Source organism: Actinoplanes sp. NBRC 103695 (genome assembly GCF_030269485.1).
Lineage (GTDB): Bacteria > Actinomycetota > Actinomycetes > Mycobacteriales > Micromonosporaceae > Actinoplanes.
Window position 1 is genome coordinate 311,817 of sequence record NZ_BSTL01000006.1, and the last position, 18,512, is coordinate 330,328.

General features: G+C 71.6%; 17 protein-coding genes. 12 read left to right on the forward strand and 5 right to left on the reverse strand.

From position 1 onward, the window contains the following. The first annotated feature begins 18 nt into the window (after positions 1-18). The 3 genes from QSK31_RS12510 to QSK31_RS12520 are packed head-to-tail and all read left to right on the forward strand — an operon-like array spanning position 19 to position 2,547. Positions 19-675, forward strand: a complete 657-nt coding sequence (locus QSK31_RS12510; protein ID WP_285683689.1) for a TetR/AcrR family transcriptional regulator — start codon at positions 19-21, stop codon at positions 673-675. Between the two features lie 28 nt (positions 676-703). Next, positions 704-1,075, forward strand: a complete 372-nt coding sequence (locus QSK31_RS12515) for a CU044_2847 family protein (protein ID WP_285683691.1) — start codon at positions 704-706, stop codon at positions 1,073-1,075. Further along, complete coding sequence (locus QSK31_RS12520; protein ID WP_285683692.1) at positions 1,072-2,547, forward strand: S1 family peptidase; 1,476 nt, start codon at positions 1,072-1,074, stop codon at positions 2,545-2,547. Before QSK31_RS12515 ends, QSK31_RS12520 begins: the two co-directional genes overlap by 4 nt. Here the strand turns inward: QSK31_RS12520 and QSK31_RS12525 are convergent. From QSK31_RS12525 to QSK31_RS12535, 3 genes are all read right to left on the reverse strand, one after another. Beyond that, entirely contained in the window at positions 2,528-4,231 is a 1,704-nt protein-coding gene (locus tag QSK31_RS12525) for a glycerol-3-phosphate dehydrogenase/oxidase (RefSeq protein ID WP_285683693.1), read from the reverse strand. The genes QSK31_RS12520 and QSK31_RS12525 overlap by 20 nt on opposite strands. Before the next feature lie 90 nt (positions 4,232-4,321). Then, positions 4,322-5,827 (reverse strand): glycerol kinase GlpK, encoded by a 1,506-nt coding sequence (gene glpK / locus QSK31_RS12530; RefSeq protein ID WP_285683694.1) that lies wholly within the window; start codon positions 5,825-5,827, stop codon positions 4,322-4,324. Beyond that, complete coding sequence (locus QSK31_RS12535) at positions 5,820-6,653, reverse strand: MIP/aquaporin family protein (RefSeq protein WP_285683695.1); 834 nt, start codon at positions 6,651-6,653, stop codon at positions 5,820-5,822. The genes glpK (QSK31_RS12530) and QSK31_RS12535 overlap by 8 nt, the downstream gene beginning before the upstream one ends. A 128-nt stretch (positions 6,654-6,781) precedes the next feature. Between QSK31_RS12535 and QSK31_RS12540 the strand changes: the two genes are divergently transcribed. The 8 genes from QSK31_RS12540 (at position 6,782) to QSK31_RS12575 (ending at position 16,340) form a co-directional block, all read left to right on the forward strand. Then, entirely contained in the window at positions 6,782-7,543 is a 762-nt protein-coding gene (locus QSK31_RS12540) for an IclR family transcriptional regulator (RefSeq protein ID WP_285683697.1), read from the forward strand. A gap of 2 nt (positions 7,544-7,545) precedes the next feature. Then, positions 7,546-9,039, forward strand: coding sequence for a glycerol kinase GlpK (glpK, locus tag QSK31_RS12545; RefSeq protein ID WP_285683699.1), 1,494 nt, complete (start codon positions 7,546-7,548; stop codon positions 9,037-9,039). 79 nt (positions 9,040-9,118) lie between these two features. After that, positions 9,119-10,810, forward strand: coding sequence for an ABC transporter substrate-binding protein (locus QSK31_RS12550; protein ID WP_285683701.1), 1,692 nt, complete (start codon positions 9,119-9,121; stop codon positions 10,808-10,810). Further along, on the forward strand, positions 10,807-11,697 hold the full coding sequence (locus QSK31_RS12555; protein WP_285683702.1) for an ABC transporter permease: 891 nt from the start codon (positions 10,807-10,809) through the stop codon (positions 11,695-11,697). The genes QSK31_RS12550 and QSK31_RS12555 overlap by 4 nt, the downstream gene beginning before the upstream one ends. Then, complete coding sequence (locus QSK31_RS12560) at positions 11,694-12,683, forward strand: ABC transporter permease (RefSeq protein ID WP_285683703.1); 990 nt, start codon at positions 11,694-11,696, stop codon at positions 12,681-12,683. Before QSK31_RS12555 ends, QSK31_RS12560 begins: the two co-directional genes overlap by 4 nt. Beyond that, entirely contained in the window at positions 12,680-14,344 is a 1,665-nt protein-coding gene (locus tag QSK31_RS12565; RefSeq protein ID WP_285683705.1) for a dipeptide ABC transporter ATP-binding protein, read from the forward strand. The genes QSK31_RS12560 and QSK31_RS12565 overlap by 4 nt, the downstream gene beginning before the upstream one ends. 31 nt (positions 14,345-14,375) lie before the next feature. Further along, the gene (locus QSK31_RS12570) at positions 14,376-15,263 is read left to right on the forward strand and encodes a M64 family metallopeptidase (protein ID WP_285683707.1); all 888 of its coding nucleotides are present in this window, start codon (positions 14,376-14,378) and stop codon (positions 15,261-15,263) included. A gap of 87 nt (positions 15,264-15,350) precedes the next feature. Beyond that, positions 15,351-16,340, forward strand: a complete 990-nt coding sequence (locus tag QSK31_RS12575) for a hypothetical protein (RefSeq protein ID WP_285683709.1) — start codon at positions 15,351-15,353, stop codon at positions 16,338-16,340. Here the strand turns inward: QSK31_RS12575 and QSK31_RS12580 are convergent. Both QSK31_RS12580 and QSK31_RS12585 read right to left on the reverse strand, forming a co-directional pair. After that, positions 16,337-16,633, reverse strand: coding sequence for a hypothetical protein (locus tag QSK31_RS12580; RefSeq protein ID WP_285683710.1), 297 nt, complete (start codon positions 16,631-16,633; stop codon positions 16,337-16,339). The two genes, QSK31_RS12575 and QSK31_RS12580, sit on opposite strands and share 4 nt — an antisense overlap. Positions 16,634-16,669: 36 nt before the next feature. After that, the gene (locus QSK31_RS12585) at positions 16,670-17,578 is read right to left on the reverse strand and encodes a LysR family transcriptional regulator (protein ID WP_285683712.1); all 909 of its coding nucleotides are present in this window, start codon (positions 17,576-17,578) and stop codon (positions 16,670-16,672) included. Between the two features lie 70 nt (positions 17,579-17,648). Between QSK31_RS12585 and QSK31_RS12590 the strand changes: the two genes are divergently transcribed. Then, positions 17,649-18,488, forward strand: a complete 840-nt coding sequence (locus QSK31_RS12590; RefSeq protein ID WP_285683713.1) for a dihydrodipicolinate synthase family protein — start codon at positions 17,649-17,651, stop codon at positions 18,486-18,488. Positions 18,489-18,512 lie beyond the last annotated feature (24 nt).

Here is an 18,512-nt window from a genome sequence, read left to right on the forward strand (position 1 = left end):
CGTTGTAAGGTAGCCGCGATGGTCAAGAGAGCGCTGAGCCGGGACCGGGTCCTCGCGGCGGCCGTCGAGCTGGTCGACGCGGAGGGCGTTGGTGCGCTGACGATGCGCCGGCTGGCGACCGAGGTCGAGGTCGAGGCGATGTCGCTCTACCACCACCTGCACGGCAAGGAGGCCCTGCTCGACGGGGTCGTGGAGACGGTGCTGGCCGAGATCCCACGGACCGCGGACACGCCGGACTGGCGGCAGACGTTGCGGCGGCAGTTCCTGGCCGCACGGCAGGTGATGCTCCGCCACCCGTGGGCGCCCGGCCTGCTCGCGTCGCGGCGTTCGATCCCGGTGGCGGTGCTCGGCTATTACGACCGGATGGTCGGCGTGCTGCTCGAGGCGGGCTTCGGTCACCATCTCGCGCACCGGGCGCTGCATTCCTTGGGCAGCCTGCCCCTCGGCTTCGCGCAGGAGGTCTTCACCCCGGCCGGCGGCCTGCAGCCGGACCTGGCCGAGGCCGACCTGCGGGCGATGGCCGCGGCCGTCCCGCACATCACGGCGATGGTCGCCGCCGAGGTCAACGACCACGGCGGCGACACGCTCGGCTGGTGCGACAGTCAGTCCGAGTTCGAGTTCACCCTCGACCTGCTCCTGACCGGCCTCGACCGGCTCCGTCACCCGAAGGATTAGCACGTTCGCCACGCCCTACCATCGGCCGGTGGCACAGACCATTCCGGTACGGGTCGGCACCGTCGACATGCTCATGGAGGTCACGCCGGTCGCCGGGACGCAGCCGACCTCGGCCGCTGATCGGCTGGCGGACCATCTCGCGACGGCCTTCGACCGGGCGCAGCACGCCATCGAGGAGGTCGCCGTCTCGGCCGCCCGCACGGTGGGCCGGGTGGCCGCGCGCGCCGGGCGCCCCGATCAGGTGGAGGTCGAGTTCGGCGTCAAGGTCTCCGCGAAAGGCGACGTGGTCCTGGTCGGTACCGCCGCCGAGGCGTCACTCAAAGTGAAGATCATCTACGGCTCGGCGGCCATCCCGGCGGCCGCCGAGCAGGTCGAGGAGACCGGCGCGCCCCCGTCATGACGGTGGTACCGGGCTACGAGTTCCTCGGCCGGGTCGCCGACGGAGCCGGCACGTCGGTCGGCACGTGCTTCCAGGTCGAGCCCGGCCTGCTCGTCACCGCGTACCACGTGCTGACGGCGGCGGGCTGGACGGACGACGGCGACGTCGTGCGGATCGGTCCGATCGCCGGAGGATGGCTCACGGAGGCGATCGTGCAGCGCGTCGACGCGCTGCACGATCTGGCCGTCCTGCGGGCGCACCGGCCCCTCCCCGGGTCCCGGCGCACGATCGCCGCGTCGGACTCGGTGCGGGCCGAGGAGATCGTCTTCACGGCCGGTTGCGCACGGCCGGATGACGACGGCCACGAGTACGGCCTGCTGTCCGCCACCGGCCGCTGGCAGGGACCGGTCGTGCGCAACGGTCTGCTGCTCACCTCGATCGCCTCGCGGTCCGTGATGCCGGGGATGAGCGGCGCGCCCGTGCTGCGCGCGGCCGACGGCGCGGTGGCAGGCGTGGTCTCCGGTCGCTACCAGTCGTCGGACGGCTGGATGCGGGACTCGGTCTGGGTATCGCGATCCGAGGACCTGGCGTCCCTGATCGGCATCGTGCCGGAACGCCCGGCGCGCCCGGAGAGGCTTCTGCCGCCGATCCCGCCGCATCTCGTCGGACTCGGCCTGGTCAGCGTTCTCCTCGCCGCCGTGGCCGCGACCCTCGGGCTGTCCTACGGGCTCGCTCCGGCGGTTGTGCTCAGCCCGGTGCTCGTCTCCCTGCTGCTCTGCCTCGGTGGCCTGGTCTCCCGGTGGCTGGACGATCGGAGTCGCACCGGTCTCCTGCTGGCGGCGCTGGGGACGGCCATCATGCTGTCGACGCTCAACTCGGGGTTGATGCTGCCGCCCGACACACCCGGACGCGACCTCACGGTGCTCGCCGGCGTTCCGGCGTTCTGGGTGCAGGCACCCCTCGCCATGTGGATCTTCCTGGGGTTCCCGGGCGGAACCCTGCCCGGCGCGGCCGACCGGCGGCTGGTCGGCGCGGCGTTCGCGGTGGGCGGGGCCGCCGGGTTCGTCCTGCTGATCACCAAGACCGACGTGCCGGTGTGCGCGGGCTGGTGTGGACGGAGTCCGGTGAGCTTGGTGCACGACGCGGACCTCTACCTCACGATCAGGGGTGGTTTCCTGATCGCGTCGGCTGCTCTGGGCGCGGCCGCGTTCGTGCTGATGGCCCGGCGCGTACGACGGCCGACGCCGTTCCTGGTTCTGGCGGCCCTCGTGCTGGCGCTGTACGGCGCCGGCACCATGGGCCTGGTCGCGTTCTACCACGGGTCGGTCGGCTCGACCGGGTCGATGGACCGGCTGAACCTCATCCTGGGCTGGGTGATCGGGCCGTCCCTGCCCCTCGCCTTCCTGGCGAGCCTGGCGCGGCGGCACATCGAGCAGTACCGCCGGCTCAGGCTGCTGCATGGAACCGCCGGCGTCAGCCTGACTGCGCGGTGAGCGGAACCACCTCCGGCGCACCCAGGCGGGCCGCGTCGGCGGTTTCGTCGTCGGGCTGCTCCTGGGAGGCCCGCTCGGCCTCGACGCGGAGCCGGTAGTTCTCGACCTCCTTCTCGGTCTGCTCGGGTGTCCACCCCAGGGCCTGCGCCAGGAGGGCGGCGGCGTGCGGGGCCGCCGCCACGCCGCGGTCGAAGGTCTCGATGGAGATGCGGGTGCGTCTGGTCAGGACGTCCTCGAGGTGGCGGGCGCCCTCGTGGGTGGCCGCGTACAGGAGTTCGGCCCGCAGGTAGTCCTCGGCGCCCTCGACCGGCTTGCCGAGCGAGGCGTCGCCGGCGATCAGGCCGAGGACCTCGTCGATCCGGCTGCCGTAGCGGTTGAGCAGGTGCTCGACGCGGGCCACGTGCAGGCCGGACGACTGCGCCAGGACGCGGCGGCGGTTCCACAGGGCCGGGAAGCCGTCGGCGCCGAGCAGCGGGACGTCGTGGGTGCAGGAGGGCGGGACCGCTCGGCCCAGGTTGTGTACGCAGGCGTCCACCGCGTCCTTGGCCATCACCCGGTACGTCGTGTACTTGCCGCCGGCCACCACGACCAGCCCGGGCTGCGGGCTGGCGACGGTGTGCTCCCGGGACAGCTGCGACGTGGACTCCGACTCGCCGGACAGCAGCGGCCGCAGCCCGGCGTAGACGCCCTGCACGTCGACGCGGCTCAGCGGCGAGGTCAGGACCTTGTTGACCTCGCCCAGGAGATAGTCGATGTCGGTGCTGCTCGCGGCCGGATGCGCCTTGTCCAGCGCCCAGTCGGTGTCGGTGGTGCCGACGATCCAGTGCCGGCCCCACGGGATGACGAAGAGCACGCTCGACGCGGTGCGCAGGATCAGGCCGGTGCGGGACTGGATGCGGTCGCGCGGGACGACCAGGTGAATGCCCTTCGAGGCGCGTACGTGGAACTGGCCCCGCTCCCCGACCAGCGCCTGGGTGTCGTCGGTCCACACGCCGGTCGCGTTGATCACCTGCTGTGCCCGTACCTCGAAGGTCGTGTCGTGCTCGAGGTCGTGCACCCGCACACCCGTCACGCGCTCGCCCTCGCGCAGGAAACCGACCACCTCCGTGCGCGTGGCGACGTGGGCGCCGTAGGCGGCCGCGGTGCGCGCCAGGAACATGGTGTGCCGCGCGTCGTCCACCTGGGCGTCGTAGTACTGCAGGGCGCCGACCAGGGCGTCCTTCTTCAGGGCGGGGCATTCGCGCAGCGCCCCGCGCCGGGTGAGGTTGCGGTGCCGGGGCAGGCCGCCGCCGAGCGCCAGCGTGTCGTAGAGCGTGACGCCGGTGCCCGCGTAGGCCCGCTCCCAGACGTGGTGCTGCAACGGGTAGAGGAACTTCACCGGGCGGACGAGGTGCGGCGCGAGCCGGGACAGCAGAAGTCCCCGCTCGCGCAGCGCCTCGCGGACCAGCGCGAAGTCCAGCATCTCCAGGTATCGGAGGCCGCCGTGGATGAGCTTGCTGGACCGGCTCGACGTGCCCGAGGCGAAGTCACGCGCCTCGACCAGGCCGGTGGCGAGACCGCGGGTGGCGGCGTCGAGCGCTGCGCCCGACCCCACCACGCCGCCGCCGACCACCAGCACGTCGAGCTCCGCGCCGGCGAGCGCCTCCAGGGCGCCGCGCCGGTACTCCGGAGATAGTTTCGTCATGAGCGACTGCACCGAGTGGCAACTGCGCGCGCCGGACCGCGACGCCGCAGACGAGGGCCAGAAGGACATGACAATGTCAGCTCAGCCATGTCAGTCCACATCCACCCAGTTCAGGGTGCGTTCGACTGCCTTCTTCCATTTTCCGTACCCTTCCTCGCGCTGTTCCTCCGACCAGGTCGGCAGCCAGCGCTGGGACTCGTTCCAGTTCTCCCGCAGCTCGTCGGTGTTCTTCCAGAAACCGACCGCGAGCCCGGCGGCGTACGCCGCGCCCAGGGCGGTGGTCTCCGCGACGACCGGCCGGCTGACCGGCACCCCGACGACGTCCGACTGGATCTGCATGCACAGGTTGTTGACCGTGATGCCGCCGTCGACCTTCAACACATCGAGGGTTACCCCGGAATCCTGGGCCATAGCGTCCACGACGTCGCGACTTTGGTAGCAGATCGCCTCGAGGGTGGCCCGGGCGATGTGCGCGTCGGTGTTGAAGCGGGACAGCCCGACGATCGCGCCGCGGGCGTCGGACCGCCAGTACGGCGCGAACAGCCCGGAGAACGCCGGCACGAAGTACACGCCGCCGTTGTCCGGCACCGACGACGCCAGCCGCTCGCTCTGGGCCGCGTCGTTGATGATGTGCAGCTGGTCGCGCAGCCACTGCACGGCCGAGCCGGTCACCGCGATCGAGCCCTCCAGGGCGTACACCGGCGCCGCGTCGCCGAACTTGTAGCAGACCGTGGTGAGCAGCCCGTTGTTCGAGCGGACCAGCTCGGTGCCGGTGTTGAGCAGCATGAAGTTGCCGGTGCCGTAGGTGTTCTTGGCCTCGCCGGGCGCGAAGCACACCTGCCCGACCATGGCCGCCTGCTGGTCGCCGAGGATGCCGGTGAGCGGCACGTCGCCGCCGAGCGGGCCGTTGTCCAGCGTCGCGCCGTACGTGTTGGGGTCGGACGAGGGCCGGATCTCCGGGAGCATCGAGCGCGGGATGTTGAAGAACGACAGCAGCTCGTCGTCCCAGTCCAGCGTCTCCAGGTTCATCAGCATGGTGCGGCTGGCGTTGGTCACGTCGGTGACGTGGTTGCCGCCGGTGAGGTTCCAGACCAGCCAGCTGTCGGTGTTGCCGAAGATGGCGTCGCCGCGCTCGGCCGCCTCGCGGACCCCGTCGACGTTCTCCAGGATCCACTGGATCTTGCCGCCGGAGAAGTAGGTGGCGGGCGGCAGCCCGGCCTTCCGCCGGATGACGTCGCCGCGGCCGTCGCGGTCCAGGGCGGAGGCGATCCGGTCGGTACGGGTGTCCTGCCAGACGATGGCGTTGTACAGGGGCCGCCCGGTGTTCCTGTCCCACACCACGGCCGTCTCGCGCTGGTTGGTGATGCCCAGCGCGGCCAGGTCGTTCGGGCCGAGTCCCCGCGCCTGCATGGCGGTGCGGATGACCGAGACCGTCCGCTCCCAGATCTCGATCGGGTTGTGCTCCACCCAGCCCGCCTGCGGCAGGATCTGCTCGTGCTCCAGCTGGTGCCGGCCGACCTCGTTGCCACCGTGGTCGAAGATCATGAATCGGGTGCTGGTCGTACCTTGGTCGACTGCGCCGACGAAGTCAGCCACGGTTTGCCTCCAGTTTCTCGGTGGTGGGCAGCTCGCCCGGCTCCTGCGTGGCCGCGGACGGCAGGAACCGCCCGATGAGCGCCTGGTAGAGACCGGCCCCGATCACACCGCCGATGATCGGCGCGACGATCGGTATCCAGAAGTACAGATAACCCGTCTGATCTCGGAACGCGCCACCGTATCCGGTGAGGAAGCTGGCGAGTCGCGGCCCGAAGTCACGCGCCGGGTTGATCGCGTAGCCGGCGTTGGTGCCCCAGGCCATGCCGATGCCGACGACCAGCAGGCCGATGATGAACGGCGCCAGGTTGGCCGACGGCGGGGTGTTCGCCGCGTCGGTGATGGCCAGGATCAGGAACAGCAGGATCGCGGTGCCGATGATCTGGTCGCGGAAGGCGCCCCACTCCCCGACCGGCAAGGTCCCGTTGCCGGGCAGCGTGGAGAAGACGCCCTGGGTCTTGATCGTGAGGCCGGGGTCCGCGGCGTGCAGGACCTCGGTGTAGTTCCAGCGCACCAGCAGGGCGGCGACGAACGCGCCGAGGAACTGGGCGATCGAGTAGGGGGCCACCTTGCGCCATTCGAAGCCCTTGAAGACCGCGAGCGCGATGGTGACTGCGGGGTTGAGGTGGGCGCCGCTGATCCGCCCGGCCACGTACACACCCAGCATCACGCCGAGTCCCCAGGACCAGGCGATGCTGTCGTGATCTCCGATCTCGGCGCCGGCCACCTGCGCGACCACGCCGACACCGAAAAGAATGAGGATCATGGTCCCGGCGAACTCGGCGGCGAGCTCGCCCCACAGTCCCGGGATCTTCAGTCGTGCTGCCATGTGCCCTCCTGTGACGCTAGAGGTCACCGACGCTAGGTAGCGGGACGGGCACGGACAACGAGCGCCGTTCGGCAATGCCGAACGCTCCAGGCCTTGCGGTTGTCATCGGATCGCATGAAGCTCGAAACATGCCTGGAACAGTGCAGTCCATCGAGCGTGCCGCCGCCGTGCTGCGGCTGCTCGCCGGCGGCACCGGCAGGCTCACTCTGGGTGACATCGCGCACTCGCTGGATCTCGCCAAGGGCACGACCCACGGCATACTGCGTACGCTCAAAGCGGTCGGTTTCGTCGAACAGGACAGGGTGTCCGGCCACTATCAGCTCGGCGCGGCCGTCCTCCGGCTGGGCACCAGCTTCCTGGACATCAACGAGCTCCGTTCCCGCTCGATCAACTGGGCCGATCCGCTGGCCGCGCGCAGTGGCGAGGCGGTGCGCATCGGCACCGTGCTCGACGGCGAGGTGCTCGTCGTGCACCACGTCTTCCGCCCGGACGACACGTTCCAGACGCTCGAGGTCGGTGCGCTTCTCCCGTTGCACGCGACGGCGCTCGGCAAGGCTCTGCTCGCGTACTCGGCGGCGGGCGCGCACCCCGCGCCGGACCTGGACCGATTCACCCACCGCACCCTCGTCACCGCCCGTGCCCTCAGCACCGAGCTCAACCACATCCGAACCGTCGGCCACAGCGTGGAGGTCGAGGAATTCACCCCCGGCGAGGCCGCGGTCGCCGCCCCGATCCGCGGGCACGGCGGGCTGGTCGTCGGCGCGATCGGCATCTCCGGTCACGTCGAGCGCGTCTGCGACACGCATTACCAGCCTCATCCCCGGCTGGTGGCCTACGTCCGGGACGCCGCCCGGGCGGTTTCGAGGGATCTCACCGCTGCGGAGAGGTAACCATGACCGAGAGCTACGTGGTCGCGATCGACCAGGGCACGACGTCCACGCGCTGCATCGTGTTCGACCGTCGCGGTCAGCTGGTCTCCCTCGCCCAGCAGGAACACAAACAGTATTTTCCGAAGCCGGGCTGGGTCGAGCACGACGCGCTGGAGATCTGGCGCAACGTCGAGCGGCTGGGCCCCGAGGCGCTGCGCCGGGCCGGCATCACCGAGTCACAGGTGGCCGCGGTCGGCATCGCCAACCAGCGGGAGACCACTGTCGTCTGGGACCGGGTCACCGGCCGGCCGGTCGGGCACGCCATCGTCTGGCAGGACACCCGGACCGACACGCTGGTCAACCGGCTGGCCCGGGCGCCGGGCGCGGACGCCGTCCACGAACGCTCGGCGCTGCCGCTGGCCACGTACTTCTCCGGGCCGCGGGTGCGCTGGATGCTGGACCGGACCCCCGGGCTGCGGGAGCGGGCCGAGCGTGGCGAGGTGCTGTTCGGCACGATGGAGACCTGGCTGATCTGGAAGCTCACCGGTGGACTGCACGTCACCGACGTGACCAATGCCAGCCGCACGATGCTGCTCGACGTGCACACGCTCGACTGGTCGCCGGAGTCGCTGGCGTTCTTCGGCATCCCCCGGGAGATGCTCCCGGAGGTGCGGCCGTCGGTGGGCGTGTTCGGCACGGCCCGGAGCGCTTTTCCCGGGGTACGGATCGGAGCGGCGCTCGGTGACCAGCAGGCGGCGCTGTTCGGGCAGACGTGCTTCACGCCGGGCGAGGCCAAGTGCACGTACGGGACCGGCAGCTTCCTGCTGCTGAACACCGGCGCCGAACTGGTCCGTTCCACGCACGGCCTGCTCAGCACGGTCGCCTACCAGATCGACGGCGAGCCCGCGGCGTACGCGCTGGAGGGCTCGATCGCGATCACCGGCTCGCTGGTGCAGTGGTTCCGCGATCAGCTCGAACTGATCGCCAGCGCGCCGGAGATCGAGACGCTCGCCCGCACCGTGGCGGACAACGGCGGCTGCTACATCGTGCCGGCGTTCTCCGGCCTGTTCGCGCCGCACTGGCGCTCCGAGGCGCGCGGCGTGGTGGTGGGGCTGACCTCGTACATCACCAAGGGTCACCTCGCCCGGGCGGTGCTGGAGGCGACCGCCTGGCAGATCCGCGAGGTGGTCGACGCGATGAACGCCGACTCCGGCCTGACCCTGAAGACGCTGAAGGTCGACGGCGGGATGACCGCCGACAACCTGCTCATGCAGTTCCAGGCGGACGTGCTGGACGTGCCGGTGGTGCGCCCGCTCGCCTCCGAGACGGTGTCGCTGGGCGCGGCGTACGCGGCCGGGCTGGCCGTCGGTTACTGGCCCGACCTGGAGGGTCTGCGGCAGAACTGGCACCGGGCGGCACAGTGGCTACCCACTATGGACTCGGCGCTGCGCGACCGCGAGTACGGCAACTGGAAACGGGCCGTATCCCGCACCCTGGACTGGATCGAGCCGTCCTGACCATTTCCTTGTTTGCCTATAGGATTTGCACGTAGTACCTTCACCGGCGACACCATCGCCCGCCGCTGAAGGAATCTCCATGCGTCGAAGTCTGCCCGCCGTCCTCGTGAGCGCCATGCTGCTCACCGCATGCCAGGGAAACGGCGGTGAGGGCGGTGCCACCAGCGCGGCCTTCGATCCCAAGACCTGCCAGGGCGGGACGCTGAGCGTCCTGAACCAGGGCGGCATCAACCGCCTCGACCCGGCCCGGCTCTACACCTCCGGCGGCGGCAACATCCCGTCACTGCTCTTCCGGACGCTCACCACGCGTAACCGGCTGGAGGGCGAGGCCGGCACCAAACCCGCGCCGGACCTGGCGACCGACCTGGGCACCCCCTCGGACGGCGCGAAGACCTGGACCTACAAGCTCCGGGACGACGTCTTCTTCGAGGACGGCACGCCGATCAAGGCGGCCGACGTCAAGTACGGCATCGAGCGTTCGTTCTCGCCCGACCTGCCGGGCGGCGCGCCCTACCTGCGTGACTGGCTGGTCGGCGCGGCGAACTACCAGGGCCCGTACAAGCAGCCCGACGGCCTCGAGGCCATCGAGACGCCGGACGACAAGACGATCGTCTTCAAGCTGAGCAAGCCCGAGGGCGACTTCCCATTCCTGGCCACCGCCACCCAGTTCGCCCCGGTGCCGAAGGCGAAGGACAAGGGCGTCGGGTACGACGCGCACCCGATCTCGTCCGGGCCGTACAAGATCGAGTCGTACGAGCCCAAGAAGTCCCTCGAGCTGGTGCGCAACGAGCACTGGAAGCCCGCGGTCGACAACCTGCGGTACGCCTGCCCCGACCGCATCGAGGTGACGGCCGGCCTGGACGCCGCCGTGATCAACCAGCGGCTGGTCAGCGGCGCCGGCCAGGACGCCAACGCGGTGACCACCGACGCGGCGGTCGGCCCCGAGCAACTGGCCCAGCTCCAGCCCGGCTCCGAACTGGAGAAACGGGTGGCCCGCGGCGAGTTCCCCGCCACCACCTACCTGGCCTTCAACACCAGGAAGGCGCCGTTCGACGACCCGAAGGTGCGCGAGGCCCTGTCGTACGCGGTCAACCGCACCTCGGTCGTGAACGCGCTGGGCGGCAGCGCCGTCGCCGGGCCGTCGACCACCTTCCTGCCGCCGCAGAAGGCGCTCGGCCACCAGGCGTACGACTTCTTCCCGGCCGGCGCCTCCGGTGACCCGGCCAAGGCCAAGGAGCTGCTCGCGGCGGCGGGCAAGCCCGGCCTGACGATCGAGCTGGCGCACGAGAACGACGACGGCAACGGGCTCGGCCCCAAGCCGGCGGCCGCCCTCCAGGAGGCCTTCAAGCAGGCCGGCGTGACCGTCAAGCTGACACCGATCGACTCGGCCACCTACCGCGACGTGACCGGCAAACCGGCCACCCAGCCCGGGCTGTCGCTGCAGTACTGGGGCGCCGACTGGCCGTCCGGCGGGCCGTTCCTGATCCCGATCTTCGACGGCCGGCAGATCATCACCGCGGGCGGCAACTTCAACCTGGCCCAGTACAACGACCCGGCGGTCAACGCCGAGATCGATGCGATCAACGCGCTCACCGACCAGTCCCAGGCGCAGCAGCGCTGGGGCGCGCTGGACGCGAAGATCGGCAAGCTGGCGCTGACCGTCCCGCTGGCCCACGAGAAGGACGTCTACCTGTTCGGCAAGAACGTCAAGAACGCTGTTCCGGACGGCTGGCGCGGCACCTACGACCTGGCCCGGATCTCGGTCAAGTGACACGCGCCGCGGTCGCCTTCCGGGACCGCGGTCTCGTCGCCGGCGCGGCGATCGCCACCCTCATGGTGGTGGTCGCCGTGTCGGCGCCGCTGCTCACCGCGATCTCCGGTCAGGACCCGACCACCTTCCACGACGGCCTGCTGGACTCCGCCCGCGGCGGGGTGCCGGTCGGCGCGTTCGGCGGGGTCAGCGGCGAGCACTGGCTCGGCGTCGAGCCCGGCACCGGCCGCGACCTGTTCGCCCGCATCGTCTACGGCGCGCGGGTGTCGCTCGGCGTCGCGGTCGGCGCCACCGTTCTGCAGGTGCTGATCGGTCTGCTGGCCGGGCTGGCGGCCGGGCTCGGCGGGCGGTGGGCGGACGCCGCCCTGGGCCGCCTGATCGACCTGGTCCTGGCCGTGCCCAGCCTGGTGCTGGCGATCTCGCTGCTGGCCATCGTGCCCGCCGACTGGCCGCGCCCGGTGCTGCTGGCCGTGGTGATCGCGGTGCTCGGCTGGGGTGGCACGGCCCGGATCACCCGGGGCGAGACGCTGTCGCTGCGGACCCGGGACTACGTGGCCGCGGCACGGGTGTCCGGCGCCGGGTGGTTCCGGGTGGCGCGGCGGGAGATCCTGCCCGGGCTGACCGCGCCGGTGCTCACGTACGCGGCACTGATCCTGCCCACCAACATGATCGTCGAGGCCGGGCTGTCGTTCCTCGGCGTCGGCGTGCGGCCGCCGACCCCGTCGTGGGGTCAGATGCTGTCCACCGCGACCACCTGGTTCCGTGCCGACCCGATGTACGTCGTCGTCCCCGGCGGCCTGCTGTTCCTGACCCTGCTGGCGTTCGTGCTGGTCGCCAACGGCCTGCGCCGCGTCCTCGACCCACGGCAGAGCGAGTTCCTGCGATGACCGGCTACCTGTTCCGCCGGATCGGCGGCGCCCTGCTCGTGCTGTTCGGGCTGACCACCATCCTGTACGCGCTCTTCTACCTGGCCCCGTCCGACCCGGCGGTCCTCACCTGCGGCAAGGGCTGCACGCCCGAACGCCTGGCCGACGTGCGCCACGCGATGGGCGTCGACGACCCGGTCCACGTGCAGTACGCCCACTTCCTCGAGGGACTGGTCGCCGGTCGCGACTACCCGAGCGGCCCCGACGTGCGGCACTGCCCCGCGCCCTGCCTGGGCTACTCGTTCGAGACCGACCAGCCGGTCACCGCCCTGCTCACCGACCGCCTGCCGGTGTCGGTGTCCCTGGCGATCGGCGCCGAGGCGCTGTCCCTGGTCGTCGGCATCGGCGCCGGGATGCTCTCCGGGCTGCGCCGGCACCGCTGGCTCGACCGGCTGGTCAACGGCCTGGTCCTGACCGGGTACGCGGTCCCGGTCTTCCTGGTCGGCCTGCTGCTGCTCCTGCTCTTCTGCGTGGTCCTGCAGTGGCTGCCGTTCCCGGCCTACGTCCCGTTCACCACGAACCCGCTGCTCTGGGCGCAGAACCTGCTCCTGCCCTGGGTCGCGCTGGCCACCATCCAGGCCGCCGCGTACGCCCGCCTGACCCGGGCCGGCATCCAGGAGACGCTCGCCGAGGACCACATCCGCACCGCCCGCGCGTACGGCCTGCCGGAACGGCGGATCATCTGGCGGCGAGCCTTCCGCGGCGCCATGCTGCCGCTGGTCACCCTGACCGCGCTGGACGTCGCGGCGATCATGACCAGCGCGGTGCTGACCGAGACCATGTTCGGGCTGCCCGGCATCGGCCAGCTGCTGGTCGGCGCGGTCAACCAGATCGACCTGCCGGTGGTCGTCGGCGTGACCCTGCTCACCGGCCTGCTCATCGTGGTGGCGAACGCCGTCGCCGACCTGCTCTACGCCGCCATCGACCCCCGGGTGCAACTGCGATGACCACCGAGCCTGTGGACAACCAGCCAGAAGTGTCAGTCCCGGGCGCTACGTTGGCGCCCACCCACAGGGGCGGGGGAGGTGGCGGCGCGCGCAAAAGCCTCAAGATCGAAAATCTGCGGATCGGCTTCGGCGACACGCGGGCCGTCGACGGGCTGAGCTTCGAGCTCCCGCCCGGCGGCGCGGTCGGCATCGTCGGCGAGTCCGGCTCCGGCAAGAGCGCCACCGCGCTGGCCCTGCTCGGGCTGCACCAGAACGCCACGGTGACCGGCCGGATCAGCTTCGGCGGCACCGACCTGACCACCCTGGACGACCGGGAGTGGCGGCGGATCCGGGGCGCCCGGATCGCCATGGTGTTCCAGGAGCCGCTGACCGCGCTCAGCCCGTTCCACCGGATCGGCGACCAGATCGCCGAGGTGTACCGGATCCACACCGGCGCCACCCGACGAGCCGCGCGGCTGCGGGCCGTCGAGGTGCTGAAACAGGTGCACATCCCGGACGCCGAGCGCCGGGCCCGGTCGTATCCGCACCAGTTCTCCGGCGGGATGCGGCAGCGGGCCCTGATCGCGATGGCGCTGGCCTGCCGCCCGCAGGTGATCGTCGCGGACGAGCCCACCACGGCCCTCGACGTCACCGTGCAGGCGCAGATCCTCGACCTGCTCGACGAGGTGCGGTCCACCACGGGCGCCGGGCTGCTGCTGATCAGCCACGACCTCGGGGTGGTCGCCGGGTCGGCCGACAGCGTCGTGGTGATGCGGAACGGGCGGGCCGTCGAGCAGGGGCCCACCGAGTCCGTCCTGGTGACGCCGCGGGAGGCGTACACCAGAGAATTGATCGCGGCCGTGCCCCACCCGAACCCGCCGCGGACCGTCGAGGGCGAGCCGCTCCTGCGCCTCACCGACGTGCGCAAGCACTTCAAGCTGCCGCGGCGCGGGCGGGTCGACGCGGTCGACGGCGTCACCCTGGACGTGCGGCGCGGCGAGACGCTGGGCATCGCCGGCGAATCGGGTACGGGCAAGACGACGCTCGCCCGGATGATGGTCGGGCTGGTCGAGCCGTCCGCCGGGAAGATCACCTTCGACGGCGCGGACATCGCGCGGCGCCGCGGGCGGTCGGTGCAGATGGTGTTCCAGGACCCGCTGTCCTCGCTCAACCCGCGGCGCACGGTGGGCGAGAGCATCGCCGACCCGCTCCGGCTGCAGGGCGTCCGCGACCCGCGCGCCCGGGTCTTGTCGCTGCTGGAGCGCGTCGGGCTGTCGCCACGGGAGTACGACCGCTACCCGCACCAGCTCTCCGGCGGGATGCGGCAGCGGGTCGGGATCGCCCGGGCGCTCGCGCCGTCGCCGCGCCTCATCGTCTGCGACGAGCCGGTGTCGTCCCTCGACGTCACCACGCAGGCGCAGATCCTCGCGCTGCTCGAGGACCTGCGCTCGACGCTGGACCTGACGCTGGTGGTCGTCTCGCACGACCTGGCGGTGCTGCGGCAGATCGCGGACCGGGTCGCGGTTCTGTCCGGCGGGGCGGTGGTCGAGCTGGGCGACACCGCTCGGGTGTACGAGCAGCCGGAGCACCCGTACACGAAGGAACTCCTCGCGGCGATCCCGGTGGCCGACCCGCTCGAGGCTCGCCGGTTGCGCGCATTGCGGCGGTCCCGGCTGGTTTGACATCCATGATTATCGATGTACCGTCGTGTCGATGCGGATATTTTTCGCGGTTCTGCTGATGTTCCCGCCGGCCCCCGCCGCCACCGTCGGCGTGGAGGTCTTCGCCCCCGACGGCAGCATCAGCCGGGCCTCGGTGCCGGTCGCGGCACTCCCCCGCGCCACCCGGGACGCGGTGGACGCCGAGGTGGTGACCATCCAGCAGACCGGCTCGCCCGCCGACCGGTACGACCTGGTGTTCATCGGCGACGGCTACACGGCCGGCGAGCAGGCGCTGTTCCACAGCCAGGCAGTCGCCTGGTGGGCGCGGATCACCGCATACGAGCCGTTCAAGACCCTGAAGGACAAGTTCAACGTCTGGCAGGTCAACGCGGTGTCCCGGCAGTCCGGCTCGGACAACGACCCGACGCCCGGCGTACGGAAGGACACCGTGCTGGGCGGCGCCTTCTACTGCGGCGACCTCGCACGGCTGATCTGCGTCGACACGACCGTCACCCGGGCGTACGCCGCCCTGGCCCCCGGCGCCGACCAGGCGCTGGTCCTGGTCAACAGCAGCACGTACGGCGGCTCCGGCGGCACGGTCACCGTGGCCAGCGGCGGCAACGCCCAGTCCGGCGAGATCGTCCTGCACGAGCTCGGCCACTCGATCGGCGGCCTGGCCGACGAGTACGGCGGCCCCGGCGTCTACCCCGACGGCGAGCCCGCCGAGCCGAACGTGTCGCTGGGCACCACCAAGTGGGCGTCCTACCTGGGCCGGGCCACCCCCGACGGCGGCGTGATCGGCGCGTACGAGGGCGGCGCCTACTACGACCGAGGCGTCTACCGCCCCAGCCAGAACTCGATCATGCGCACCCTCGGCAACAAGTTCAACCTGATCGGCATCGACCGGCTCACCGCGGCCATCAACGCCCGGACCGGCTAGGCCGCCGGGTGTCCTCGATCTGACGGTCCGCCGGGCGCGGCCATCAACGATGCTGTCATCGAGGCCATTCGATGGCGGGAGAGTGCGATGGACGGTATCGGCTATCGGGGTGTCTCCGACGTCGTCGAGGAGGACGAGAGAGCCGATTCCTGGTGGGACTACCCGGTGTACCTGACGGACCGGGAAGCCGAGACGCCGTGGCACGAGGTGGCGTCCAAGATCCGGTCGCTGCGCGACCTCACCGAGGACGAGCCCGGCCTCACGCGAGCCCATGAGACAGCCGTCCATCTGGACGGGATGATCGGCGCCGCCCGGCGCGATCTCGACACCGCCGATGTGCTTCCGCTGCTCGTTGCCGCACGGTACTTCGCCGAGGAGGCCGACGAGGCGGCCGACCTCCCGGAACTCCTCCGCCGGGAGACCGGCGAACTGGCGGCACTGCTCGGCGCCAGGCTCGGCGAGGCGGTACGAGCCGACCGCGAGGCGACCCCACTCTGGCTGGACGCGGCGCCAGCGGTGCACAGCCGGATCAATGTCGCCGGCGAGATCCGGACCCTCGACCACCACCACGTACGCCGGGTCACGCTCGACTGCGAGAGCCTCCACCGCGACGGTCCGGCGCTCGAAGCGTTCGTCGCCGTGCTGGTGGACCCGTCCGAGGAGAACATCGCCGCGCTGCGGGAACGGCTCCGGGAGATCGTCCGAGAGGACCGTCAGCGGCTCCCGGCCCGGGTCGAAACCCACTCGTCCACCGCGGGCTACCACATCCGCGAGACGGTCGTCCCGCTCGCTGATCTCCTCCACCACCGGCCCGGCCTCGTCGAGGCCCTCGCCGAGGAATACGTCCATGGCGTCTCGCCGGCGGCCGTCCTCGCCGCCCTCGATGAGGTCGCCGACCTGAGGATCCTCCGGCACGCACACGGCTCCGGCGCGGTGCGGGCCGGCTTGGCCGCGGCCGTGATGATCGGGTACGGCATCCGCATCACCGCGAGCACCACGGTCGACGCCGGTGGCCTCGCCCGCTTCGACGAGACGGTTCGTAGCCAGGTCAACGCGACGTTCACCGATCACCGCTAGGCCGACAGGACGGCGATCACGTCCCGCTGCGACTGCGCCCAGCCATCCGGGTCGGCCTGGCGCGCCTGGGTCAGGACCGCACGGAGGGCCTCACGCGGATCCTCCCGCAGCCGGCCGTGGACCGCCGCCCAGCCGTGGGCCCGCCGCTTCGCCGCCTCGCCCGGATGCTCGTCCCGCAGCCACTCCCCCGTGATCCTGTTCCACTGCACGAGAGCCGCCTCGGTGCCGGCGGAGAGACGCTCCAGCACGCCCCCGTCCGTGGCATGCGCCCCCGGGCACTCGACCAGCAGCACCCCGTCACCGAGCCGATCAGCGAGATGTCCTCGGAGTCACCTTTCCGACCGCCCCCGGAGGCCTCGGCCCATGAGCTGTTGGGCGCTGGTCTGCAGGGCGGCGACGACGGCTCGCACCGCGGGGTGGGCGGCGGCGCCCCGGCGGTAACCGATGCGGGTGCGGCGGCGGGTCGGGGCGGGGATCAGGCGTACCGGAGGCTTTGACGGCAGCGCGAGCTGCGGGATCAGCGCAACCCCCTGGCCGGCCGCGACCAGTGCCAGCACGGCGTCGAAGTCGTCGATGTGGTGCCGGGCCCGCGGCTCGAACCCCGCACCCTGACAGACGCGCAGGGCCACCTCGTGGCACAGCGTGCCGGGGCTGCCGAGAATCCATGGCGCGTCGCGGGTGTCGGCGAGCGACCCGAACGCGGCGTGGGGCGGGACGGCCAGGTGGACCGTCTCGTCGAGGAGCGCCACCGACTCGAGGGCCGGGCCGGTGACGGCGGGCGCCACGTCGTAGTCGTGCAGCAGGCCCACGTCGAGCCGGCGGTCGCGCAGCGCCGGCGGGACCGCGGCCGGGTCCAGTTCGCTGACCGACAGTTCCAGGGCGGGGTGGTCGCGGCCCAGCGTCACCAACGCCGGCGGCAGCACGGTGCGCATCGCGGTCGGGAAGGCGCCGATGCGGATCTCGCCGGCCGTGCCGGAGCGGGTGGCGGCCAGCTCGGACTCCGCCTCTTCCAGGGCGGCCAGCACCGCGGCGGTCTGCCGGACCAGCACCCGGCCGGCCGCGGTGAAGGTCACCCGGCGGCCGCTGCGTTCCAGCAGCACCGCGCCGGCTTCGCGTTCGAGGGCGGCGAGCTGCTGGGAGACCGCCGACGGGGTGTACGCGCGGGCCGTCGCGACCGCCGCGATGGTGCCGAGCCGGTCCAGGTCGCTGAGCAGGCTCAGTCGTCGCACATCGAGCATCAGTACAGCTTACGGATCGGCGTACGAATCAGAACTGGACCTTATGCTTGTCGGCGGCGAGGGTGGACGTATGACGGTGACCGGTGTGCACGTTCCCCTGATCACGCCCTTCGACGACGGCGGGGCGGTGGCGCTCGGCGTCCTCGAACGGCTCGCGCACGAGGCGCTGGACGCGGGCGCCGCGGGGCTGGTGGCTCTCGGGACCACCGCCGAGCCGTCCGCCCTCAGCCCGGCCGAGCGTGCCGGGGTGCTGCGCACGCTCGCCGGTGTCGGTGCGCCCCTCATCGTCGGGGCGAACACCCCGGACGAGCTCGCCGCGCTGCCCCCGGACGTGACGGCCGCGCTCTGCCTGGTGCCACCATTCGTGCGGCCGGGCGAGGACGGCGTGGTCGCCTGGTTCGAGGCGCTGCCGAAGCCGGTACCGCTGATCGTCTATCACGTGCCGTTGCGCACCGGGCAGGAGCTGTCCGCGCACGCTCTGCGCCGGATCGCGGCCATCGACGGCGTGATCGGCATGAAGTACGCCCCGACCGGCATCGACGCCGACGTGGTCGACCTGCTCACCGACCCGCCGCGGGGCTTCGCGATGCTGGCCGCCACCGACACGCTGCTGACGCCGATGCTCGCGCTCGGTGCGCACGGCGCGATCCTGGCGTCCGCCAACGTGGCCGTCGACTCGAGCGGCAGGCTGCGGGCCGCGTTGTTCGCCGAGCCCAACCCGACGGTGATCAAGGGGGTGTTGCACGCGCAAGGCAGGATCCCGACCCCGGGGGTACGCCTACCGCTGCTGCCCGCCGCCGGGGCGAGCGTCGCCGCCGCGCTCCGCCAGTTCGAGCAGGACCAGTTCGAGCAGGACCAGGCCGAGGTGGAGCGTGAGACGCGAAGGCCGAGCAGGGCATCGTCACGCTGATCGGACCGCGAACGGGACCAGCGG

What these genes read in the sequence shown, in the direction of transcription:
- QSK31_RS12570 (WP_285683707.1), top strand. Translation starts at nt 14,376, where the DNA reads ATGCGGATATTTTTCGCGGTTCTGCTGATGTTCCCGCCGGCCCCCGCC.
- QSK31_RS12525 (WP_285683693.1), bottom strand. Translation starts at nt 4,231, where the DNA reads ATGACGAAACTATCTCCGGAGTACCGGCGCGGCGCCCTGGAGGCGCTC.
- QSK31_RS12535 (WP_285683695.1), bottom strand. Translation starts at nt 6,653, where the DNA reads ATGGCAGCACGACTGAAGATCCCGGGACTGTGGGGCGAGCTCGCCGCC.
- QSK31_RS12540 (WP_285683697.1), top strand. Translation starts at nt 6,782, where the DNA reads ATGCCTGGAACAGTGCAGTCCATCGAGCGTGCCGCCGCCGTGCTGCGG.
- QSK31_RS12560 (WP_285683703.1), top strand. Translation starts at nt 11,694, where the DNA reads ATGACCGGCTACCTGTTCCGCCGGATCGGCGGCGCCCTGCTCGTGCTG.
- QSK31_RS12510 (WP_285683689.1), top strand. Translation starts at nt 19, where the DNA reads ATGGTCAAGAGAGCGCTGAGCCGGGACCGGGTCCTCGCGGCGGCCGTC.
- glpK (WP_285683699.1), top strand. Translation starts at nt 7,546, where the DNA reads ATGACCGAGAGCTACGTGGTCGCGATCGACCAGGGCACGACGTCCACG.
- QSK31_RS12550 (WP_285683701.1), top strand. Translation starts at nt 9,119, where the DNA reads ATGCGTCGAAGTCTGCCCGCCGTCCTCGTGAGCGCCATGCTGCTCACC.
- QSK31_RS12585 (WP_285683712.1), bottom strand. Translation starts at nt 17,578, where the DNA reads ATGCTCGATGTGCGACGACTGAGCCTGCTCAGCGACCTGGACCGGCTC.
- QSK31_RS12565 (WP_285683705.1), top strand. Translation starts at nt 12,680, where the DNA reads ATGACCACCGAGCCTGTGGACAACCAGCCAGAAGTGTCAGTCCCGGGC.
- QSK31_RS12575 (WP_285683709.1), top strand. Translation starts at nt 15,351, where the DNA reads ATGGACGGTATCGGCTATCGGGGTGTCTCCGACGTCGTCGAGGAGGAC.
- QSK31_RS12520 (WP_285683692.1), top strand. Translation starts at nt 1,072, where the DNA reads ATGACGGTGGTACCGGGCTACGAGTTCCTCGGCCGGGTCGCCGACGGA.
- QSK31_RS12590 (WP_285683713.1), top strand. Translation starts at nt 17,649, where the DNA reads ATGACGGTGACCGGTGTGCACGTTCCCCTGATCACGCCCTTCGACGAC.